This window comes from Mycobacterium asiaticum, from assembly GCF_001673365.1.
Taxonomy (GTDB): Bacteria; Actinomycetota; Actinomycetes; order Mycobacteriales; family Mycobacteriaceae; genus Mycobacterium; species Mycobacterium asiaticum_A.
This window is the reverse complement of record NZ_LZLS01000058.1, coordinates 11,746-28,592: the sequence shown is the minus strand read 5'-3', so window position 1 is coordinate 28,592 and position 16,847 is coordinate 11,746. Positions and strand designations below refer to the sequence as shown.

Below are 16,847 nucleotides of genomic sequence, written 5' to 3'. Positions count from 1 at the left end.
GACCTCAAAGCACCCCGGAGCGTGCGCTCCTCAGTGCTTCCGCGTCTGCTCGCGCACAGGACGCTATATGGTCCGCCAGGTGAGGACGCGGTGAATCCAGAAGATCATGGCGACGCGGCGGGCATCTTCGCCGATCCCATCGCCGCGTGCGAGTCGGTGTATCTGTCCTATGTCTCGGCAAACCGCGAGGACGTCTTCGACGATCCGTTCCGCTTCGATGTCGGACGAGACCCCAACAAGCACTAGGCATTCGGCTACGGCGCGCACTTCCGTCTGGGCGCCGCGCTGGCCCGCATAGAGGTCAGCAGCTTCTTTCAGGAACTGTTGCCACGGCTCAAATCAATCGAACTGAACGGGAAACCGGAACTAATCGCCACCACGTTCGTGGGTGGGCTCAAGCACCTTCCGATTCGATATTCGCTGAGCTGATCCCGCCGGCCTGGGCTCGCTGGACATGCAGGAACCCGTCGACCGCGGCCCGCGCGCACTCGCGGTAGTCGAAGTCCGGCAAGGTACTGAAGCGACCCAACACCAGCGGCCCGATCAGCAACGCGATGGCGCGGGACCGGTCCACATCACCTAACTCTGCCGCCCCAGGGCTGTCGAACAGCGCGTCGAACGGCGCGGCGTACTGCTGGGCGATGCGTTCGCGCAGGGTACTGATCGCGCTCTGACGCGGTTCGGGCATTTCCTGTAGGTCGGAGCCGAGCGTCAGCCACGCCATCGCGGTCAGCAAAGCGGGCGCCTCGGCGATGGCTTCGGCTTGCCCCAACACGATCGCCAACAGACGGTCCCGCAACGAGCCTTCCGCCGGCGGCAGCGGCGCCGCGGGGATCAGGCTGTTGAATGTGGCCGCCAACAAGTCGTTTCCGCTCGGAAAGTGGCGATACAAGGTGGCCCGCGCCACGTTCGCGGCCCGGGTGACCGCATCAACGGTCACCGCGCTGGGCCCGCCGGCACGAAGCAGTGCGGCGGCGGCCTCCAGCAAACGCGCCCGAGACCGCGCCGGACGGGGGTCTGGATTTGTCCCGTCGCTGATTGTGATGCACCTCCCGGTTTCAGACCAAGACTAACCGTCTATGCACGAGACCATTAGTCTCGGCAACTACTCCGCCGCCGGAAGGAGGCGCATGCATGCTCGAAACCCTGTTCCGACCCGATGAGCGCATTTCCCGACCCGATCAGCGTACTGAGACGCTAGGCACCAGCAATAGCGCGCGCAGATGGACCCTGGCCGTCGCCTGCATCGGCGTCTCGCTGGTGGTGGCATCGATGACGGCATTGAACACCGCCCTTGGTGATCTCGCCGTCGCGACCTCCGCCACCCAAACCCAGCTGACCTGGATCGTCGATGGTTACACGCTGACGTTGGCCTGCCTGTTACTACCCGCCGGCGCCGTCGGTGACCGCTACGGCAGACGCGGCGCCCTGCTTGCCGGTCTGGCGATCTTTTCCCTTGCCTCGATCGCCCCGGCGATGTTGCATTCCCCGGCGCAGATCATCGCCGGTCGAGCGCTGGCGGGTGTCGGCGCCGCGTTCGTCATGCCCGCAACGTTGTCCCTGCTGACCGTGGCCTATCCAAAGGAGCAGCGCATCAAGGCCGTTGGCATCTGGGCCGGCACCGCAGGTTCCGGCGGAGTGGTCGGGATGCTCGGTTCTGGCCTACTCCTTCGCTTTTGGGACTGGCACGCGATCTTCTGGACGCTGGGCGCGGCCGGTTTGGTCATCTTCGCAATGGCATTCACCATCGCGCCGTCCCGCGACAGTGCCGCTCCACGCGTCGACTGGGCGGGCGCCGCGCTGATCGGCTCGGCCGTCGCGATCGGCGTATTCGCGATTCTGGAAGCCCCGTCGCGGGGCTGGCACGACACCGTGGTCTGGGGCGGGCTGGTTCTCGGCGCCGCCGTCGCGGCGGTGTTCGCGCTGGTGGAATCTCGCAAACAGCACCCGCTTTTAGACGTCCGACTGTTCGGCGACCCGGGTTTCGCCACCGGCGTGGCGACGATCATCGTGCTGTTCGGCGCGACCTTCGGCTTCTTCTATCTCGGTATGCAGTATGTCCAGGAAATCATGGGTTACTCGCCGCTGATGACGGCGGTCGCGTTCGCCCCGTTCATGGTTCCGCTCGGCATCTGCTCGGCGCTGTCGCCCTGGTACCTACCCAAACTCGGACTGCGCTTGGTGCTGTTTCTGGGCACCGTGCTGATGGCGGTCGGGTTTCTGTCCATGCTGGTACTCGACCTGAATTCGTCCTACCTCGAGTTGGCCTGGCCGACGCTGATCCTCAGCACCGGGATCGGATTCTGCACGGCGCCCACGACTTCGGCGATCATGGCGGCGGTTTCGGACGAAAAGCAGGGGGTCGCCTCCGCGGTCAACGACACCGCCCGGGAATTGGGCGGTGCGCTCGGGATCGCGGTCGCCGGCTCGATTCTGGCCGGCCGCTACAGCCACGAGCTGTTGCCGAAGCTGTCGGAGTTTCCCGCGCCAGTGCGCGGGCCGGCGTCGGACTCGCTGGCCAAGGCCGTCGAAGTGGCCGAGCGGCTCGGCCCGCAAGGCGATCAATTGGCCACGTTGAGCCAGTCGGCGTTCCTGACCGCCCTGCACGCGTCGGTGATCACGATGGGGGTCATCGTCGGCATCGCCGCCGTCGCCGTCGGATTCTGGGCTCCCGGGCGGGACGGCCGCCAGTTGCGCCTGGCCCGGCGCCTACAGGGTGTCCGAGTCTAAGAAAGTTACCGATTCGGCGAAAACACCTCGGTGCGGCCGGCGTTGAAATAGCATCGCCTGCGGGTCGAGGTTCAAAAGCCGGGGGGCTGAACGCAAGCCAGGTAGCTGGGGGCCGATATGTCGTACGTGATCGCTGCGCCAGACTATGTTGCCGCGGCGGCAACGGATTTGGCGAATATCGGCGCGGCGATCAACGATGCGAGCGCGGTGGCGGTTGCCCCGACAACGGGTGCGCTCCTGCCGGCGGGTGCCGACGAGGTATCGGCGGAGATCGCCGCGCTGTTCGGGGCGCACGCCCAGGCCTTTCAGGCCATCAGCGCCCAGGCCGCGGCTTTTCACGACCAGTTCGTACAGCTGATGAATTTTGGTTCCCAGTCCTACGCCCTCAGCGAGGCTGCGAACGTCTCGAGTTTCCAGACCGGCACCGTGAACCTGCCGCAACAAACGCTCGGACACCCTGCACTGAGCGAAAGCGCCCACCTGGCGCCGGCCGCCCAGTCAGTGGCTCCGGCGGCGGCACAAGCGGTGACTATCGGTTCGGCAGCAGCCGCACCGGTGGGCTCGGCGATCACACCGGCGATGCCGGTGGGATCGGTGGGGTCGGCAGTAGCGGCGGGATCGGTGGGGTCGGTGCAACGTCAACCGATCCCGTCGCTACCGGCAAACTCCACCGAGCAAACCGAGGTAGTCGAGACGGCGGCGGTATCGGCATTGCCGGCGCCGCTGGCGGCCCGGGCGGCACCCGCGGCCCTGGCGGCAACTCCCGCGGCGCCGCGGATGGAATCGACCGGCGAAGCGCCGGCACCCGCCTGATCATCAGCGCCGCGTCTCAGACGACGAATTCGGCCGCGCGGTGCCCGAGCATCACGATGGTTGCGTGTGGCCCGCGACTTGGGACCGTCGGCAAGATGGATCCGTCTATCACCCACAGGTTTTCAGTGCCAATCACTCGACATCTGTTGTCGACCACCGCATTTGAGTCAGCGCCCATCGGGGCACTGCCGCACAGGTGCTGCGACGTCGACCACACGGCGGCACCGATATGTGTTGCCGAACTGAATAATTCGCGAGCCACTTCGCTTCCCGCGCGCAGCGCCGCCACATCCGCGGGCTCACAGTCGTACCGGTGCTCAATATGTGGCGGCACCCGAGGATCGGCCGACACCAGGGTGACGCGTCCGCGCGACCGTGGCTGCATGAGCGCAACACCGATGTGCGGCCAATCCCGGTGTCCGGCAGTGCCGTCGCCCGTCATAGCTACGAAACCACCCGTGTAGGGCCGGATTTCGAGGCCATCTTCGGTACTCAACACCACCTCGAGCACCGGACGATCCACCGCCACATCCCAGTTGGTCGGCATCACCCACTCCGGGTGATCGCTACACCGCGCTCCGACCGGAAGCGTCGCGACCACTTCCACGCCTACCCGACGCAGCACGGCATCGATACCCACGCCCGATAGCATCAACAGATGAGCCGAACGAATCGCTCCTGCGCACAACACAATTCGATCCGCCCGATACGTGACCGCCCCGCCCGGGCCGACGGTGTCGACTCCGACGGCGGTGGTCCCGGCGAACCGCAGCCGCACCGCCCGGGTCCGCTCCAGCAGCGTCAGGTTGGGCCGGGACAGCGCGGGTAGCAAAAAGGCCGCCCCAGAACCGGTGCGTACACCGTCGACGATGTTCAGCGGTACCGGCCCGACCCCCGAGGGCAGTTCGGTGCCCACGTCATTGAGATCGGCGATCCAGGTGAATCCGGCACGCTCGGTGGCCGCAACGAAGGTCTCGGTGACCCCGGTCATCTCGGGGGTCCGCCGCACCGGGATGGGCCCGCGGTCCCCGTGCGCGGGCGTGTCGAAATCCAGGTCTTTCTCGATGGCCCGGAAATGGTCCAGGACATCAGACCACGCCCAGCCGGGTATCGCGAAGCGGTCGAAGTCGCCCGACAGCGCCCGGCAGAAATAACCACCGTTGACGGCCCCGGAGCCGCCGACCGTCGCGCCACGCACGATCGGTACCCGGCGAGCGGGCTGATCGGTCAGCGTCGTCAGATGACGCTCCACCAACGGGCTGCCCGCTCCGATCGGCAGTTGCAATCCGTTGCTGGTCTGGGCCAGCAGGTCCGCATCGGCGAGCCCGGGGCCGGCTTCCAGGACTGTCACCACACAACTTGGATCCGCGGAAAGTCGTTCGGCAACAACCGAACCGGCACTTCCAGCGCCGACGATCAACACATCGCTGTGCCGGGCGGCTGCGGACAAGGCGGCCGTTACGTCCGAATCTGCGGCTTGAGCGCGCCGACGTTGCGTTCGCGCACCACCCCGTACCACAGGCCGATCCCGTAGGCCAGGTCGTCGACGCGCTTGAGCAACAGGAAAGTCAGCAATCCGATCGGTTCGGCGTCCTCGCCGACGGAGTCCCTGCGGCGCAGCCAGTCCGCGACTCCGTCCACGATCGCCGCGATCAGCACCACCCGTCGACAGTGCCGCGACAGAATCGCGGCCAGCAGCGCCACCGGCCAGTAGTGCCGGCAGATGGCCGATGCCAGTTGCAGCGCCGCCGACCACAAACCGCGGGTGGCGACTACGACCACATCCCAGAGCGAAGTCTCGGCACTTTGCATTGCCCTGGCGATCCGGCGTCCGGTCATCACCGCGATGACTATCGAGCCCAGCTGGGCAAGCCCGGTACCCAGCGACATCAGGATCCAGGCGGCCAACGCCCATCCCGAAATCACCACCGGCGCGGTCTTATCCGGATGGCGAACCGACAGCGGGGCCGCGGAATTCCCATAGAACGCCTTGCGCGCGATCCAGTCTCGCAACTCGGTCCGGTGGTCGTGCGCCACCAACGCGATTGGCTCGTAACGCAGCCGGGCACCGGCTTCGACCAGCCGCCAGCACAAGTCGACATCCTCCCCGGACTGCATGGTCTCGTCGAAACCACCGAGTTCCCGGATCGCCGAGGCACGGCAGACGATCGCCGCGCTGGGAACATAGGACACCGAGCTCAGCGGCACCACCGGCGCTTCCCGCAGGCCGAGGTCCAGTGAAGAATGCACCGCCTCATAGCGGGCGATCACGTTCTCGCTCTGCGCCAGGCCCACGATGCGGGGCGCCACCAGCGCGACGGTGGGGTCGCAGAAGTGCCCCAGCAAAGCCTCCAACCACCCGCGTCGTGGGGCTACGTCGGAATCCAGGAAGGCGACGAAGTCGGTGGTGCAGGCAGCCAGACCGGTGTTGCGGGCCGCGGCCGGCCCCTTGCTACGGACGTGGTGCAGCATCTCGACGTCGCAGTGCGCGCCGGCGAAATCTTTGGCTTCGATGGGGCACGCGGAGCCGTCGTCGACCACGATGACCCGCAGCCCGCGCAGTGACGCCACCAAGCGGCGAACCCCAGTTATGTTGTCCCGCACCGGGATAACGATGGTGACATCGCGGTGTGAGGGACCGGTGGCCGGTCGTGGATGGGCCACCGTGGCGTCCAGCAGGGTGCGGGCGAGTTGCGCACTGACCTCGTCGCTAACCTTGAGCCGACCATCGCAGAGCATGTCCTGAGCGGCGGGGGCGAGGCGCAGCAACCGGGTAGGCGAACCACCGAGCAGGGCTTTACCGTCGCCGAGCACCCGCACCCGACGATCAACCTGTACTGCAAACCCGTCAGGCAGCCGGGTCTGGGTCATGTCAACATTCCGTCGGGCCCAGGTAACCAACGGGAAATACGCCGCTCGCAATCATCGACCATCTCCGAAAAGATCCGCCTCCCCTCGACTGCGGTGGCCGTGGTCGGATCACCCAGCACCCCGGTTTGGCTGACGGCCGCAACCCCGCCACGTCGCATAGACGGTAGCAACTCGCTCAACGGCGCTTCGTTGCCGACCAGCATCCGGTCGGCCCGCACGTCACCGGGCGAGATATGCAGCAACAGCGAAGTTTCGGTGTGGCCGGCGTGCGGGTCGGCCCCGGCGGAAGCGCACGGCGACCATCCCGCGTCCCGACCCTCGGCTCGTAGCCGAGCGATTGCTTCGGTCAACGCACCGACATTGCCGCCGTGACCATTGACGAACACCAGGCGCTGCGCCCAGCTGGTGGCCGAACGTCCGTACTCCACGAGCAGCATCGTCAAGGCTTCGGTACCGATGGATATCGTGCCGGCGAAACTCTGGTGCTCGCCGCTGGCGCCATAGGCGATCCCCGGCGCCACCAACCAGTCCAGTCGCTGCGCGACCGCACGGGTAACCGCGGTGGCGATCCGGGTGTCGGTGTCCAACGGCAGATGCGGACCATGCTGCTCAGTGGATCCCAACGGCACCATTATTGACGAGGAGGTCGATATTGAGAGTTGTCTCGACGTCGCGCTTCCCAGTTCGCCGAGTACGGGCACCCGGTGATGGTAAGACGAATTCACCTGGCGTGCACCAATTTTTTTCCGCTGCGTTGATTGGCGGGCGAATTGGTTGCTCGTTCGCCACGGCTGCCCCGCCCGTATCACGACCTCGAAAATGGACATTCCCGAACGGCCAAGTCTGTGGTAGCGAATGGCCCGGCGAAAGATACTTCAAGTATCGGGGCAAACTATCGGGCCGAAGGCCCGCTCAGCGCACGCCCAGCTCCCGGGTGAAGCCCGCCGGAATGAGGATGTCTTCCGGACCGAGGTCGTGAATGGACGAGTGCCCGAGACCCATCAGCGCCGAGTCGATGCCCCCGCGAAGGATGTCCAGCACGTTCTCGACACCGGGCTGGCCGGCCGCAGCCAGGCCCCATAGGTAGGCGCGTCCGATCATCACCGCGCGGGCCCCCAGCGCCACCGCCTTGACGACGTCGCTGCCGCGCCGGATCCCCCCGTCGAGCAGGACGTCGACCTGGTCGCCGACGGCCTGCGCCACCGCGGGCAGGGCGCGGATCGACGCGGGCGTACCGTCCAGGTTGTTACCGCCGTGGTTGGACACCGAGATCGCCGAAACACCGGCGTCCACAGCCCTTTTGGCGTCATCAACGCGCATCACGCCCTTGAGCATGAACGGTCCGCCCCACAGTTCCCGTAACCAGGCGATGTCTTCCCAGGTGGGCGGCGGCGTCCCCATCCATTCGCCGTAGGCGGCAAAAAAGGGTGGCCCGGGCTCCCCGCGGTGGCCCTGGTTAGGCACCCGCAAATTCGGCGGTCGCATCGTCTTGCCGAATTTCCATAGCCAGCGCGGCTTGGTGATGGCCTCGGGAGACAGTTTCAAAATGGTTTTCAGGTTCATCTCTTCGGGGATCTTGGGGCTACCCCAGTCACGCCCGTGCGAGAACGTCCAGTCGGTGGTGACGATCAATCCCACCGCGCCCGCGGCCCGGGCCCGCTCGGCACGCTCGGCGATGGCATCGCGTCCGCCCAGCCAGTAGATCTGAAAGAAGATCTTGGGGTTGGCGGCGATCACCTCTTCGATCGGCTTGCTGGCGAACGAGGACAACCCCATCGCCGTGCCCCGAGCGGCCGCGGCGCGCGCGACGGCCACCTCGCCATCGGGGTCGACCGCCTGCACGCCGGTGGGCGAAATAAGGACCGGCATCGAAATATCCTGTCCCATCACGGTGGTCGACAGGTCGCGTTTCTCGCTGGCACCGATGACATGTGGCGCGAAGCCGAGTTCGCTGAACGCCGCGACGTTGTCGGCGACCGTCACACCCTTTTCGCTGGCGGATATCAGTGAGGAGTAAACGGATTTCGGCAATCGGCGCTTCGCCCGCTCCTGGGCGATCGCGACAGTTTCAAACCATTGGTCGGCCACAGTTACAGAGGACTTTCGTTGCAGGGTTTCATCGGCGGTCGCATGGATAGGGTCAGCGGTACCGGTGTGCTGATGCGCTTTCCGCGGGAATGGTCGACGCGCGGCCTCGGCGTTTCCCGTTCGGCAGCCAGTGCCGGGGCGCCGTAACCCTGGACGCATTCCGGGTCCGGGCCGTCCAGTGGCAGGCCGGTGAAGAACTTCGCGGCCATGCAGCCGCCCCGGCAGCTGTCGTAATGCCCGCAACTACCGCACGCTCCGGCGGACTGTGGCTCACGCAACTCGCGGAACAGTGGCGCATTTTTCCAGACATTGGCAAATCCGAAGCCAAAACCGCTGTCAATCAACACATTTCCGGCCAGGAAGCGGTCGTGAATGGCGAACGGGCAGGCGTAGACGTCGCCTACCGGGTCGATCAGGCAGACCACCCGGCCGGCCCCACACATGTTCAGTCCGGCAAGCGCGCCCGATTGACCCAGCGGTGCCAGGTGGAAGAACGAGTCACCGGTGAGCACCCGCTCACCCTTGGCGACCAGCCAGTCATAGAGTTGCACCTGCTGCTCGGCGGTCGGGTGCAGCTCTTCCCAGACGTCGGCGCCACGTCCCGACGGCCGCAACCGGGTGATCCGCAACGTCGCGCCGTATCGGCTTGCCAGAGCGGCGAATTGGTCGAGCTGATCGACATTGTGCCGGGTGACGACGACGGAGATCTTGGCGTCTTTGAAGCCGGCCGCGGCGAGGTTCTCCAGCGCGCGCACCGCCATATCGAACGAACCCGGGCCGCGGACGGCGTCGTTGACCTCGGCCGTCGCACCGTCCAGCGAGATCTGGACGTCCACGTAGTCGCTGGCCGCCAACCGCGCCGCCACCTCCGGGGTGATCCGCACGCCGTTGGTGGAGAACTTCACCCCGACGTGGTGCTCGGTGGCGTAGTCGACCAATTCCCAAAAGTCCGGGCGCACAGTGGGTTCCCCACCGCCGATGTTCACGTAGAACACCTGCATGCGTTCCAGCTCGTCGATGATGTCCTTGCACTGCCGGGTGGACAATTCACGCGGATCGCGTTTGCCCGACGAGGACAGGCAGTGCACGCACGCCAGGTTGCAGGCGTAGGTCAGTTCCCAAGTCAGGCAGATCGGCGCGTCGAGTCCATGCTCGAATTGCTCGATAAGCCGGGGCACCTTGGCCGGTGCGGTCATTCGCCCTCCTGCGGCAACAACATCTCAGAATCAGCCAACACACTCAACGCGTGTAAGTAAGGCCCCTGGTCGGCCTCGTCGACTCCCGCGGCCTGCAGCGCGGATCGGGCGTCGGGATGGTCGGCCAGGGACTGCACCACCGTCAGGATGGTGCGGTTCTTCAGAAACGACAGCTTGCGGGTGCCGAAGTGATACAGCAGCGCCCCAAAGGGTTCCGGACGAATCGAAACCTGGTGATGCAGTCGCCAGCCGCTATCCGGGTCGAACACTGCAGTGCCGTGGGCCGGGGCGGGCGCCGGCACGGTCAGTAGACCCCGCACATGCCGTCGATGGAGACCTCTTCCACCAGCGTCTCGGTGACGAGCTCGGCGTCAGTCTGGTTCTCGGTCTGCTTCTCGTCCATGGGGGGCCTTTCGTCAGGGGTCTCGACAATCGTGCGTGGTTCTGGTCACAATATGGCATCGAGTGCCGAAATGGAAGGGCGGGTCTGATGCTGCCGGAGTCGAGGGTGGGCCGTCGCCGCTCGACGACGCCGCTGCACATCAGCGACGTCGCTCTGGATCTGTTTGCCGCCCGGGGGTTTGCCGACGTCAGCGTCGACGACGTCGCGCAGGCTGCCGGCATCGCACGTCGCACGGTGTTCCGGTACTACGCCTCCAAGAACGCCATCCCGTGGGGCGACTTCGATGCCCACCTTGAACAGCTGCAGGGCCTGCTGGACACCGTCGATCCTCAGACGCCGCTGCGCGAGGCACTGCGCGGGGCGCTGCTGGCCTTCAACACCTTCGACGGTTCCGAATCCGCACGGCACCGCCAGCGCATGCGCGTTATCCTCGAAACCGCTGAGCTGCAAGCCTATTCGATGACGATGTACGCGGGCTGGCGGGAAGTGATCGCGGGATTCGTCGCCCGGCGGGCGGGCGTCAAGCCCACCGACCTGCTGCCGCAGACCGTCGCATGGACGATGCTCGGTGTCGCGTTGAGCGCCTATGCGCACTGGCTGGGCGACGAGTCCGTCTCGCTGCCGCAGGCACTTGGCAACGCGTTCGACGTCATCGCAGCCGGGTTGGATCGGCTCGGTTGAGCGACCCGGCGCAACTGCTGCACACCCTGCGGGCCCAGGGACGATTCTGCACGCGCGCCGGTTCGCCCATGTACGGCGAGCTATTCGAACTCATCGCCCGCGACGTCGAATCCGGCGGCGTGTTCGCCGCCATCCTGGCCGGCCAGGAAACCGCCTCAGCGGGATCGGCGGTGCCGTTGCGGTTGCTCGGGGGCCTGCACCGGATGGTTCTCGACGGGCGCGCGGCCCAGTTGCAGCGCTGGTATCCAAGTGCTGGCGGCAGCTGGGACGCCCGGCGGGCCTGGCCCGAGATTCTGCTCGTCGCGCGGCAGCATCCGGACGTGCTACGCGCGGCGCTCGCGCACCCTCCCCAGACCAACGAGGTGGGCCGATCAGCCGCCCTGATCGGTGGCCTGTTGATTATCAATAGCGAATTCAGTTTGCCGATAAGGCTTTTCGAGATCGGATCGAGTGCGGGGTTAAACCTGCGGGCCGACCGGTACCACTATCGGTACCCGGGTGGGCAGTGGGGACCGGCCGACTCGCCGGTGGTGATCGACGACGCGTGGCGGGGCCAGCCGCCACCTCGGTGCCAGCTGGAGATCGTCGAACGGTGCGGATACGACATCGCGCCGCTGGACGTGACCGAGGCGGACGGGGAGCTCAGCGTGCTGAGCTATGTGTGGCCCGACCAGGCCGACCGGCTAACCAGGTTGCGCGGAGCCATCGCTGTTGCCCGGCAGGTGCCCGTCCACCTGGAACGCCGGACGGCGGCCGAGGCCGTGCGCGGGCTGGGGCTGCAAGAAGGCGCATTGACCGTGTTGTGGCATTCGATCACCTGGCAGTACCTGTCCGCACAGGAGCGCGCCACCACGCGCGCCGCGATAGACGCCCTGGGCGCCACGGCAGAGAGACGCAGACCGTTCGCGCACTTGACGCTCGAACCCGCGCGTGCGGATCCGGACGGTCAGCTCAAGTTTCTGGTGCGGGCCACGACATGGCCCGGCGGCGAGGAGCGGGTGCTGGCCGAATGCCATGCGCACGGACCGCCGGTGAAGTGGCACTAACGAACCGCCTTAAAGTTTTTCCGACCCACCCCGTCGGAAACTGGCTCGGTAGCACGACGATATGAATGTGAGCGCCCAACCGGATGGCCGTCGCGACGCCGCGCACACGCTGCTGGCGCTGTACGACGAGGCGCTGCCGGTGGTCTACGGCTACTTCGTCCGTCGCTGCGGTGACCGCGGGACCGCCGAAGACCTGACCTCGGAGACGTTTCTGGCCGCCCTGCAAACAGCGCGTGCCGGGGCGGCGGGAAGCGACCCGATCGCGATTCCGTGGCTGCTCGGCGTGGCGCGACACAAACTCGCCGATCACTACCGGCGCCGCCGAGATCCGATCCCGGTGGCGGAGGCACCGGAGGCCTTCGACGCGTCGCACCAGGATAGCTGGGACTGGGATGTCGAGCTGGACCGGTTGGTCGCCGAGAGTGTGCTGACGCAGCTGAGCGAAACCCATCGCGCCGTGCTGGTGTTGCGCTACATGGACGACTGCAGCGTCGGGCAGTGCGCCGAGCTACTCGGACGAACCGTGCACGCCACCGAGGCACTGCTCATCCGCGCCAAAAAGGCGTTCAGGAAACATTATCCGGAAGGGGGCACGTCATGAGTCAGCGCGATCCGCTCAGCGTGCTGCACACCGATGACCTTCCGGTGCAACCCGATCCGGGCTTCACCGCGCGCCTGCGCCGACGCCTGGAGGCGGCGCTATCCCTACCAACGGAGAGGATTGACATGACCACACAGGCAACAGCGGAGCCGAGTACCGCCGCGTCCCCACGCCCAGCCGCGCTCCCCTACCTGACCGTTGGCGATGCACGGGCCGCGATCGCCTGGTACACACAGGCTTTCGGCGGCGTGCTGGTTGGAGAGCCAATTGTGATGGAAGACGGCAGAATTGGGCACGCAGAGCTCGACATTGCCGGGGGCATGCTGTACCTGGCCGACGAGTTCTCCGAAATCGGCCTGAAAGCCCCAATGCCAGAAGCTGTTTCGGTGAGCCTGATGCTGCATGTGCCCAATACCGATGCGGCGTTGCGGCGGGCACGCGAGCAGGGCGCGACCGTCACGCGGGATATCTATGAAGCCCACGGTTCACGCAGCGCCACCATCGTCGACCCGTTCGGTCACCGCTGGATGCTCAGCGGGCCGATGGGCGCACCAACCGAAGGTATCCGTGACGGCGACATCGGCTTCATCTCGATCGCCACGCCCGACACCGACCGCGCGGCGGCGTTCTACGGGCACGTTCTGGGCTGGACCTATGACCCGGACTCTCATCGAGTGACGAATACCGACCTACCGACCGGCATCCACGCCAGCACGGGTCGTCCGACCCTGTTCTGCTGCTATGCCGTCACCGACCTCAGCGCCGCTCGCGCGGCCGTCATCGAGGCCGGCGGGGCCGCCGATGAGATCCGCCAAACCCCACACGGTGACACCGTGGACGCCACCGACGCCCAAGGCGTCGCCTTTGCGCTCTTCGATGCCTCAGCTGCTCGAAAGCGGCCGGAGCTCAACGGATCTGGGCCCGGCGAGCTGTCGTATGTGACCTACGAGGTGGCCGATTCCGCCGCGTTCCGTGACTTCTACGGCCGGGTGTTGGGGTGGACGTTCGAACCGGGCCGGGTCCACGACGGCTGGCAGGTGCAGGAGGTGCATCCGATGTCTGGTGCCGCCGGCGGCAGCCGCGATGCGAGCACGGTGCCGATGTGGACGGTCGCCGATATCGACGCGGCGGTGAAGCGGGTTCGCGAAGCCGGCGGGACCGTGTTGGCCGAGCCGTCACGTCAGCCCTACGGCCTGTCCGCGGAATGCGTTGACGACCAAGGCGCCCGCTTCTATCTCGGAGAGTTCTGAGGGTGCGCGAGCAGACGCAGAATCACGCGCACGCGCGGCGTGTCGCGTGATTCTGCGTCTTCTCGCGCCAACTGGCTAGCCCAGCATCTCGGCGATGGGCACGGCCGCGGCTACCTTGGCACGCACCTTCATGACCTTGCCGGGCATCCCGCCGCCGACCACGCCGACCAGCACGCCGTCGCGCTCGTAGTACGCCAGGAACTTGCGGCCGTCGTCTTCGACGATGTGCACGGTGTCAGTGGCTTCCGGCTCGCCCAGGCATTGGATCTTGACGTCGTACTGGTCGCTCCAGAAATACGGAACGACAACCGCCGACGGTACCTCGCGGTCCAACATTGCCGGCACCACGACTCGGGCCTGGTCTGCGACGTTGCTCCAATGTTCCACGCGCGCTTGATGTCCGGTGGCGTCCCGCCACGACGCGACATCGCCGAGCGCCCAGACATTCGGGGCGCTGGTGCGGCCGGCCTCGTCGCAGATGACGCCGTTATCGACCTCGATACCGGTGCCCGCCAGCCAGTCGGTGGCCGGGTGCGACCCGATGCCGACCACCACCAGGTCGGCGCTGACTTCGGCGCCGTCGGAGAGCACCACGGTCTCGACGTGCCCGTCGCCGCGGACCTCGGCCACCCCGATTCCGGTTCGCACATCGACACCTTCGTCGCGATGCAGGCGCGTCACCAACCCGCCGATCTGCTCGCCGAGCACCGACGCCAGCGGCGTCGGCTGCGGTTCGACCAGGACCACGTCAACCCCGAGCCCACGCAGGCTGGCCGCCACCTCGCAGCCGATGAAGCCGGCGCCGACCACCACCGCCTTGTTTGAGGCCTCCTTCAACGACGACGCGTGGGTGCGCAGCGCCATGCACTCGTCGAACGAGCGCAACACCCGGATGCCGTCGAGATCGGGGAAGCTGGGAATCCGTCGCGGCACCAGTCCGGTGGCGATGACGAGTTCGTCGTAGTCCAGCGAGGTGCCGTCGGCTAGCGTCACGGTCTTTGCCACGGTGTCCAACCCGGTGGCCGCCGCGCCGAGGCGCAAGGTGATGTCTTTCTCGTCGTACCATTCCCGCGGTTTGAGGAACGTGTCGTCGATCTCGCTGCGCAGCACCTCCTTGGACAGCGGCGGGCGGTCATAGGGCAGATGCACCTCGTCACTGACGATGATGATGGGGCCGTCGTATTCCGCACGGCGCAGTTGCTCGGCGGTCCGCGCGGCGGCGAGCCCACCGCCGACGATTACGATCCCCTTGTTGAAGCCCTCGCTACTGGTCACGTGGAGTTCATAGCACGGTCGACAATCAGTAAGTCAAGGCGCCCTTGTCGACGGGGATCTGCGCGCCCGACAAGGTGCCCGAACCGTCACCGGCCAACCAGACGACCACGTCGGAAACTTCGTCGGGTGACATAAAACCCTTGTACTGCATCGGCATTGGCGGGAAGCTGTGGACGAAACGCGGATGCTTGGCGAACACCTGCATCATCGCCTCGGGCTCGATCATCGGGGTATCGATCGAATACGGGTGAATCGAGTTCACCCGGATGCCGAATTCGCCGAGTTCTAGCGCCAGCGTGTTGGTCAGGGCGGTCAGGCCGAACTTGCTGGCCGCGTAGTGCCCGTTCCCGGGCGTCGCCTTCAGGCCGGCCGCGGAGCTGACCACCACAATCGATCCGCCGTTGCCGGCTTCGATCATTGCGGGGATCGTGGCCCGCAACGTGCGCCAGGTGCCGGTCAGGTTGACCCCGATGACGGTGTCCCACTGCTCGTCGCTGAGTTCCCAGACCCGTCCCCAACCCAGGACACCGGCGTTGGCCACCACGATGTCAAGCCGACCGAACTGCTCGACGCCGTCAGCCACCAGCTGCCGCACCGCCGGGTCGTCTCGGACGTCGACCTCGCGCGCCAACACCTTTCGCCCCTCGGCTTCCACGGCACGCACGGTCTCGGCGAGATCCTCCGGCGTCGCCGGCGGGTAGGTCAGGGTCTTCGACACCGGTGCGCAGATATCCGAGGCAATGATGTCAGCGCCTTCGCGCGCAAGCCGTATAGCGTGCGAACGTCCCTGCGCTCTTGCGGCGCCGGTGACGAACGCCACCCGTCCTTGTAGTGATGCCACGTGCTGTCCTTTCGCCGCCCGCCAGGCTAGCAGCGAAACTGGAACGTGTTCTAGTTGGGAGCGCACCCCGAGCCGCACCACACTGGCGAGATTCGGCGCTCGAACTTCGCCGCCCCGTTTAGTTGGCGGCAACGATCTCAGATTTCGGCGATGATCTGGGCGCGCCGATTGGCGTATTCGTCGTCGTTGAGTACCCCGCTGGCACGCAGCGACTCCAGCTCCTGAAGTCGGTCGCCGATCGAGGCCTGCGGCGCGACCGGTACGTCGCCCATTCCTGCATGCTGCTCGACGGTCCGGCGTACCACGGCGTGAATTTGTTGACGCAGCCCCGGATTGGCCCGCACATCCACCATGCGGTTGAGCGGGATGTTGTTGGCCTTGAGCAGCTGCAGGATTTCCATCAGCGGCCCGGTCTGACCGCTCAGATCGTAGGTGCGGTTGTCTCCCTCGATGGTGAACTGCGCCGGAACCAGGCCGTTGACCAATGCACTGCGCTCCCAGTCGATTCGATACTCGTTCGTGGTGGGGTCGACCAGCACTACAAGCTTGCGCGCGGTCAGGTTACCCAGTCGCGTCACGCTGGCGATGACGCGGTCCTCACTGTTGAACGGTGCGATTCCCGGTCCTGAGATGTGCAGGTGCACCTTGACCACGGGCTGCTCGTTGATCCTGGTGCCGGTCTCACTGAGACCGGTGATTTGGGCCAGGGTGAGCACCCCCGTCTGCTCAAGTGCCTCGTTCTTGGCCGCCGTGTTGATGCCCCAATATGTCAGCGCGATAGCGACGAGCACGTCGGCGACGGTGATGAGCAGGCCAGCGTAGAACATCCAGGACAGCACGTCCCGGAACGGCGGGAAGAAGTAGACGACCAAAAATATCGGCCCGACCAGGCCGCCGCACAGCAGCACCAACAGCTGCATCTTGATGTAGCGCGCCAGCATTTGCCCACTCCTTAAATCGCCCGAAAAGGTGGTGTCAGAGTAGCGCCGCCGACGGCGTTACCGATCACAAATTTTGGCCAACGCCTTAAAAGACATACCCCGTTTCCGCGC

Annotated in this window: 17 protein-coding genes and 1 pseudogene; 7 read left to right on the top strand and 11 right to left on the bottom strand. The window is 66.1% G+C overall.

The window, feature by feature from the left end; all coding sequences use genetic code 11:
* Nucleotides 1-135: 135 nt before the first annotated feature.
* A pseudogene (locus A5634_RS27090) lies at nt 136-429 on the top strand (cytochrome P450); the annotation flags it as partial.
* Here A5634_RS27090 and A5634_RS06255 read toward each other — a convergent pair.
* Nucleotides 395-988 carry a TetR/AcrR family transcriptional regulator gene (locus tag A5634_RS06255; RefSeq protein WP_301337098.1) on the bottom strand — a complete coding sequence of 198 codons (594 nt, stop codon included), beginning with the start codon at nt 986-988 and terminating at the stop codon, nt 395-397. The pseudogene A5634_RS27090 and the gene A5634_RS06255 sit on opposite strands and share 35 nt — an antisense overlap.
* A gap of 146 nt (nt 989-1,134) precedes the next feature.
* Between A5634_RS06255 and A5634_RS06250 the strand changes: the two genes are divergently transcribed.
* Nucleotides 1,135-2,730: an MFS transporter gene (locus tag A5634_RS06250; protein ID WP_065143210.1), complete on the top strand. Its 1,596-nt coding sequence runs from the start codon at nt 1,135-1,137 to the stop codon at nt 2,728-2,730.
* Between the two features lie 117 nt (nt 2,731-2,847).
* The gene (locus tag A5634_RS29835) at nt 2,848-3,543 is read left to right on the top strand and encodes a PE family protein (protein WP_065143209.1); all 696 of its coding nucleotides are present in this window, start codon (nt 2,848-2,850) and stop codon (nt 3,541-3,543) included.
* Nucleotides 3,544-3,559: 16 nt separating this feature from the next.
* Here A5634_RS29835 and mftG read toward each other — a convergent pair whose 3' ends face one another.
* The 7 genes from mftG to mftA form a co-directional block, all read right to left on the bottom strand.
* On the bottom strand, nt 3,560-4,993 hold the full coding sequence (mftG, locus tag A5634_RS06240) for a mycofactocin dehydrogenase MftG (protein ID WP_065143208.1): 1,434 nt from the start codon (nt 4,991-4,993) through the stop codon (nt 3,560-3,562).
* Nucleotides 4,994-5,001: 8 nt separating this feature from the next.
* Nucleotides 5,002-6,414, bottom strand: coding sequence for a mycofactocin biosynthesis glycosyltransferase MftF (gene mftF / locus A5634_RS06235; RefSeq protein ID WP_065143207.1), 1,413 nt, complete (start codon nt 6,412-6,414; stop codon nt 5,002-5,004).
* Nucleotides 6,411-7,139, bottom strand: coding sequence for a mycofactocin biosynthesis peptidyl-dipeptidase MftE (mftE, locus tag A5634_RS06230; RefSeq protein WP_065143214.1), 729 nt, complete (start codon nt 7,137-7,139; stop codon nt 6,411-6,413). Before mftE ends, mftF begins: the two co-directional genes overlap by 4 nt.
* Before the next feature lie 187 nt (nt 7,140-7,326).
* Nucleotides 7,327-8,502: a pre-mycofactocin synthase MftD gene (gene mftD / locus A5634_RS06225; protein ID WP_065143206.1), complete on the bottom strand. Its 1,176-nt coding sequence runs from the start codon at nt 8,500-8,502 to the stop codon at nt 7,327-7,329.
* Nucleotides 8,503-8,504: 2 nt separating this feature from the next.
* Nucleotides 8,505-9,698: a mycofactocin radical SAM maturase gene (gene mftC / locus A5634_RS06220; protein ID WP_065143205.1), complete on the bottom strand. Its 1,194-nt coding sequence runs from the start codon at nt 9,696-9,698 to the stop codon at nt 8,505-8,507.
* On the bottom strand, nt 9,695-10,018 hold the full coding sequence (gene mftB, locus A5634_RS06215) for a mycofactocin biosynthesis chaperone MftB (protein WP_065143204.1): 324 nt from the start codon (nt 10,016-10,018) through the stop codon (nt 9,695-9,697). Before mftB ends, mftC begins: the two co-directional genes overlap by 4 nt.
* Complete coding sequence (mftA, locus tag A5634_RS06210; protein ID WP_065143203.1) at nt 10,003-10,101, bottom strand: mycofactocin precursor MftA; 99 nt, start codon at nt 10,099-10,101, stop codon at nt 10,003-10,005. Before mftA ends, mftB begins: the two co-directional genes overlap by 16 nt.
* Nucleotides 10,102-10,188: 87 nt before the next feature.
* Between mftA and mftR the strand changes: the two genes are divergently transcribed.
* From mftR to A5634_RS06190, 4 genes are all read left to right on the top strand, one after another.
* Nucleotides 10,189-10,782 (top strand): mycofactocin system transcriptional regulator, encoded by a 594-nt coding sequence (gene mftR / locus A5634_RS06205; RefSeq protein WP_155769384.1) that lies wholly within the window; start codon nt 10,189-10,191, stop codon nt 10,780-10,782.
* On the top strand, nt 10,779-11,828 hold the full coding sequence (locus A5634_RS06200; RefSeq protein WP_065143202.1) for a DUF2332 domain-containing protein: 1,050 nt from the start codon (nt 10,779-10,781) through the stop codon (nt 11,826-11,828). The genes mftR and A5634_RS06200 overlap by 4 nt, the downstream gene beginning before the upstream one ends.
* A 67-nt stretch (nt 11,829-11,895) precedes the next feature.
* Nucleotides 11,896-12,429 carry an RNA polymerase sigma factor gene (locus tag A5634_RS06195; protein WP_253861496.1) on the top strand — a complete coding sequence of 178 codons (534 nt, stop codon included), beginning with the start codon at nt 11,896-11,898 and terminating at the stop codon, nt 12,427-12,429.
* On the top strand, nt 12,426-13,679 hold the full coding sequence (locus A5634_RS06190) for a VOC family protein (RefSeq protein ID WP_065143200.1): 1,254 nt from the start codon (nt 12,426-12,428) through the stop codon (nt 13,677-13,679). The genes A5634_RS06195 and A5634_RS06190 overlap by 4 nt, the downstream gene beginning before the upstream one ends.
* A gap of 75 nt (nt 13,680-13,754) precedes the next feature.
* Here A5634_RS06190 and A5634_RS06185 read toward each other — a convergent pair whose 3' ends face one another.
* The 3 genes from A5634_RS06185 to A5634_RS06175 form a co-directional block, all read right to left on the bottom strand.
* A complete protein-coding gene (locus A5634_RS06185) occupies nt 13,755-14,954 on the bottom strand; it encodes an NAD(P)/FAD-dependent oxidoreductase (protein WP_065143199.1) in 1,200 nt (399 codons plus the stop codon).
* Nucleotides 14,955-14,979: 25 nt separating this feature from the next.
* Nucleotides 14,980-15,795: a mycofactocin-coupled SDR family oxidoreductase gene (locus tag A5634_RS06180; protein ID WP_437339947.1), complete on the bottom strand. Its 816-nt coding sequence runs from the start codon at nt 15,793-15,795 to the stop codon at nt 14,980-14,982.
* 137 nt (nt 15,796-15,932) lie between these two features.
* Nucleotides 15,933-16,736 (bottom strand): SHOCT domain-containing protein, encoded by an 804-nt coding sequence (locus A5634_RS06175; RefSeq protein ID WP_065143197.1) that lies wholly within the window; start codon nt 16,734-16,736, stop codon nt 15,933-15,935.
* Nucleotides 16,737-16,847: the final 111 nt, after the last annotated feature.